2 protein-coding genes are annotated in these 4,349 nt (G+C 70.5%); both read right to left on the bottom strand.

Annotated features, from left to right (window positions below):
- Window positions 1-129: 129 nt before the first annotated feature.
- A complete protein-coding gene (locus ABD299_RS21700) occupies window positions 130-768 on the bottom strand; it encodes a hypothetical protein (protein ID WP_344265343.1) in 639 nt (212 codons plus the stop codon).
- Window positions 769-1,142: 374 nt separating this feature from the next.
- Window positions 1,143-3,830, bottom strand: coding sequence for a glycoside hydrolase family 48 protein (locus ABD299_RS21695; RefSeq protein WP_344265340.1), 2,688 nt, complete (start codon window positions 3,828-3,830; stop codon window positions 1,143-1,145).
- Window positions 3,831-4,349: the final 519 nt, after the last annotated feature.

The following is a 4,349-nucleotide window of genomic DNA, read 5'->3' as shown; positions in this document are numbered from 1 at the left end:
CCCTGGCCCTGGGCACCTACGCCGACCTCTTCGGAGAGTAGGACAACGGAACCACAGGCAACAACAGCCCCACCGCCGGGGGCCCGGTCATCCGACCGGGCCCCCGGCTCCACGAGTGCGGCCGGTGTCTCAGCGGCACCACCAGAAGAAGCACGAACTCGGCGTCGGTGACGGCGTCGGTGAGGGGGGAGGCTCATCCGCCGGTTCGCTCTCCCCGGGGGTGGGCGAGGGACTCTCCGGCAAGGGCTCCGGTGCGGGCGGTGGGGGAGAGTCCTGGGGGTCCGGGGTGTCCGGCGGCCCGGTCTCCTCGCCCGCGCCTTCTTCCTCCCCCTCGTCCGCCTCCCCGTCCTCCCCGGTCGCTTCCTCGTCCTCGCCGCCCGGGGACTCCTCGGGATCGGTGGATGACCGCGTGTCCTCCTCCCCGGGAGGGGCCACGCCGGGCGTCGCGCCCGGCGCTCCGTCCCCGGCCTCCTCCGGGGTGCCGTCCTCCTCCGGTCCGGACGGGAGCCCGGGCCGGTCGCCGACCAGGTCCGCCTCGGGTGTCTCCGTACCCGGCAGGACCACCTCGCCCACCTCCACCACCGCGACCCCCAGGACCAGCAGCCCGAGTGCGCTGCCGAGAACGACCCGCCGCCGGCCGCCCTTGGGTGCTCGTCGCCGGCCACGCCGGCCGCGTCGCGGAGCGGGGGAGGGAGCGGGAGGGCGGTGCTCCTCCGGCCCTCCGCCTTCCCCGGTGATACCGGCCGCAGGGGCGGTGACGGAGGCCATACGGCCCACGGATTCTCCCGACCCGTCGCACACCTGCCCGCATCCGGGGCAGACCAGAGCGCCGTTGAGGTGGCGACGGCACGGTATGCAGTACTCCACGGGGCTGTCTCCCGGCACCGGCGATGGGACGGCGAACACGATAGTGCAGGCCCGGCCGGCACCGGTGGGGTCCTTCCGCCGGGCCCGGAGTCCACCGCCCGTTGCCGACAGATCCCGAACGCACCGCTCCGGTCGTTCCACCGGCCTGCCCGCGGGCCGGCCGGCACCCGGCGGCGCACGGACAGAGGCCCCGGGCGCTGCCCGGGGCCTCTGCTGTCGTGCCGTGCGGTGGTGCTCAGGTGTGCTCAGTGGTGCTCACCGGTGCCGACCCGGCTTCACTCTCCGAAGAGGTCGGCGTAGGTGCCCAGGGCCAGGGCGATGTCGGCCTGGGCCCAGAACCGGTGGTACTCGAATGTCGGGGCGGGGCCGGTGCCGTTGGCGTAGGCCGAGACCTGGGCCCAGTCCGGGTCGTTCTGGTAGAAGGACCGGATGGAGCTGAAGGTCGCGCCCGGCTCGATGACGTCTCCGTTGGGCATGGTTCCGCTCCAGCCCGGCGGGATGTAGAGCTCCTCGTTGAAGCGTTCGTAGTCGGTGCGGGTCTCGGTGGTGGCGATGCCGAGGTCGTCCTGGTGGTACCACATGGCGTCCAGGAGGCCGGCGGCCATGTCCTTGGCCTGCTCGTTGCCGCTGGCGGCGGCGTAGAAGGCGAGGGCGTTGGCCAGGGATCCGGTGACGCCGACGTCCTGGCTGTAGTCGGTGACGGTCACGCGGAGGCCGGAGTTGGAGCCGGGGTTGGCCGGGTTCCAGTTGTCCGGCTGGCCGGACCAGGACAGGGTCGCGGGGATCTGGAAGTCCCCGTTGTCCCCGATGGTGACCTCGCTCATGACCCAGGCGGCCCACTTGTCCATGACCTCGCCGGCCATGGCGTCACCGGTCTCGTAGTAGTACTCGGCCAGGCGCTGCATGGACCAGGCCTGCATGCCGAACCACTGGTTGGACGGCGGGTCCCGGTAGACCGGGGCCTCGTCGTAGAACATGCCGTAGAACGTGGCCGTTCCGGCCGGCGGGTTCTGGTACGAGCCTTCCCAGCTGTTGGTCACGCCACCGGCGATACCGCCGTCGGCGGACTGCAGCCACCGGTACAGCTCGACCTGGCGCTGGAGGCTGTTCTCCCAGTCCGCGCGGGCGGTGGGAGAGGCCGGCGCGAGGTCGGGATCGGTCAGCAGCGCGTGTGCCGTCATCGGGTTCTGGTAGCCGAAGTGCGAGTGACTCGACCCGATCCGCCAGGCCCACCCCGCATCAGCGTCCAGCGCACCACCCCATGAGTAGTACCAGGAGAGCAGGTAGTGAGCGCTGCCGCGTCCGGTGGCACCGGGGCAGGACGCGGCACTGGTGCAGTCGCCGGCCTGCTTGAAGTACTTGTCGAACATGGCGTAGCGCAGGTAGTCGCCCATCTTGGCGGCCTTGTCCAGGGTTCCGGCTATCTGGCCCTGGTTGCCCTGCTCACTGGCCCAGCGGTTGGCCCAGAACGCCGCCTGCACCGCGCGGGCGTCGGCGTCGGGTGCGGCGGTGTACCGCCACTGCTCGGCGTACTGGTCGTCGTCGATGAACAGGTCCAGGAACCCGTTCTCCCCACCGTAGGTGAAGTCGTCACACGAGGGGTGGGGAACCGTGCGCCAGACCGACTCGTGGGGGCCGCGCTGGAAGGTGTTGATGAACGACGGGCCAGGGGTGTCCGGGCCGCCGGCGCACGGGGCGCCCGGGGCGTTGCCGAACCCGTAGACGTTGTCCACGTCCTGCAGCCAGTGCATCCCGTAGATCTCATCCGTCCCGTACGTCGAGGACAGCTCGGCGGCCAGCGGGTCCTGGCCGACGGGGATGTCACCGTTGATCGGCGAAGGGTAGTTCGAGGGGTCCATGTGCTCGGCGGCATAAGTCGCCGGGCTGGACGGGTCGTAGAAGCTGTTGGTCGGCTGGTCCACCGGGCCCGGGATCATGTAGGTCTCCATGACGTCCCAGGCCTCGTTGAACGGACCCCAGTCACCGGTGACCTTCCCGTACATCGCCTGCAGCCAGATCAGATAGCTGTAGGCCTCCGAGGTCGTCTCATGACCGTGATCAGGAGCCTCGACGTTCAGCGTCTCCACCGCGTGATACGGGATCCCCTCCTCGGAGAAGTACCCGTTCGCCGGATCCATCACCTGGCCGTACAACTCCAGGAAGCGCTCCTCGTGCGGGCTGTCCGCGCCGCTGAGCTGCGTGGCGGTGACGGTGGCGGGCTCGTGCCCGGGCGCGGACACGGTGAAGGTCGCCGGGCCGCTGCCTTCCTGGCCGGCGGCGATGGTGACCTGCTGGGCGGTGTTCCAGTTGGCCGGGGTGAAGGTCAGGGAGGCACCGGAGGAGACGGTCAGGTTGCTGTTGCCCGCGGTGCGGGCCACGCTCACCTGGACGTTCGACTCCGGCTGGGCGGACAGCCGCACGCCGAAGGTGCCGGTCTGCCCCGGCTGGATGCCCAGCTGCGACGGGGAGGCCAGGACCGCGGGGTCGTCGGCGGGGGGCTCCTCGCCGCAGGTGACGCCGTTGACGGCGAAGCTGGTGGGGGCGGTGTTGGTGCCGGAGTAGGTGAAGTTGGCACCGGCGCTGGCGGTGCCTCCGGGAGCGATGGTGCCGTTCCAGTCGAGGCTGTTGACGGTGACGTTCTGCCCGGACTGGGACCAGGTGGCGTTCCAGCCCTGGGACAGCTGCTGGTTGCCGGAGTAGGCGTAGGTCAGCGTCCAGCCGTTGATCGGCTGTGCGCTCTCGTTGGTGATGGTGAGGTTGGCGGTGAAGCCCGAACCCCAGTCGTTCACGGAGTAGTCGACGCTGCACTCGCCGGCGGCGGCCTGGGCGCTGCCGCTCAGCGCGGCGGTCATCGACAGCGGCAGGGCGAGCGCGGCCGTGCCGGCGAGCAGCAGGCTGCGCAGGCCGCGTCTCCTCCTCGCCGTGCGGGGCTTGTCTTCCGGGGGTCTGGTGCGGACGCGCATGTCAGCGGTCCTCCTCGCGGCTCTTCGGAAAGTGAGAGGTGTGCGCGCATTCGGTGGTGTGGCATGACGGCACGATGGGAGCGCTCCCAAGGATGTGACCGGGGCGCGTACACGTCAAGGGGTCTGACGGATAGTCGTGAAGTTCGCGGTCATCCTGCGCCGTATCCGGACATTAAATCGATTCATTCGGAGAAACCTTGAACGCCCTCTGGTCATGGACACGTGCAAGCCGCTACGTTCCCTGGGCACCGGTGGGAGCGCTTCCAAGAGATGGCGCACGGCAGGAGTCGCGCCGTTCCGTCGGTCCCGCGCCGCCTTCGCGGACGGGGCCGGAACTCCGAAAGGACCTTCATGAGCCGCACCAGACCCCCGATCAGACGGCGCGTCGCGCTGCTGGCCGCCGGCACCATGGTCGCCGCGGCGGCCGGCACCGGCGGGCTGATGCACAGCACCGCTGCCGCCGCCGCGGTCGGCTGTTCGGTCGACTACTCCGTGAACGACTGGGGTTCGGGCTTCACC

The sequence above is a fragment of the Streptomyces sodiiphilus genome, from assembly GCF_039529215.1.
Classification (GTDB): domain Bacteria; phylum Actinomycetota; class Actinomycetes; order Streptomycetales; family Streptomycetaceae; genus Streptomyces; species Streptomyces sodiiphilus.
The sequence above is the reverse complement of the archived record's forward strand: the minus strand, read 5'-3'. Positions and strand labels throughout refer to the sequence as shown.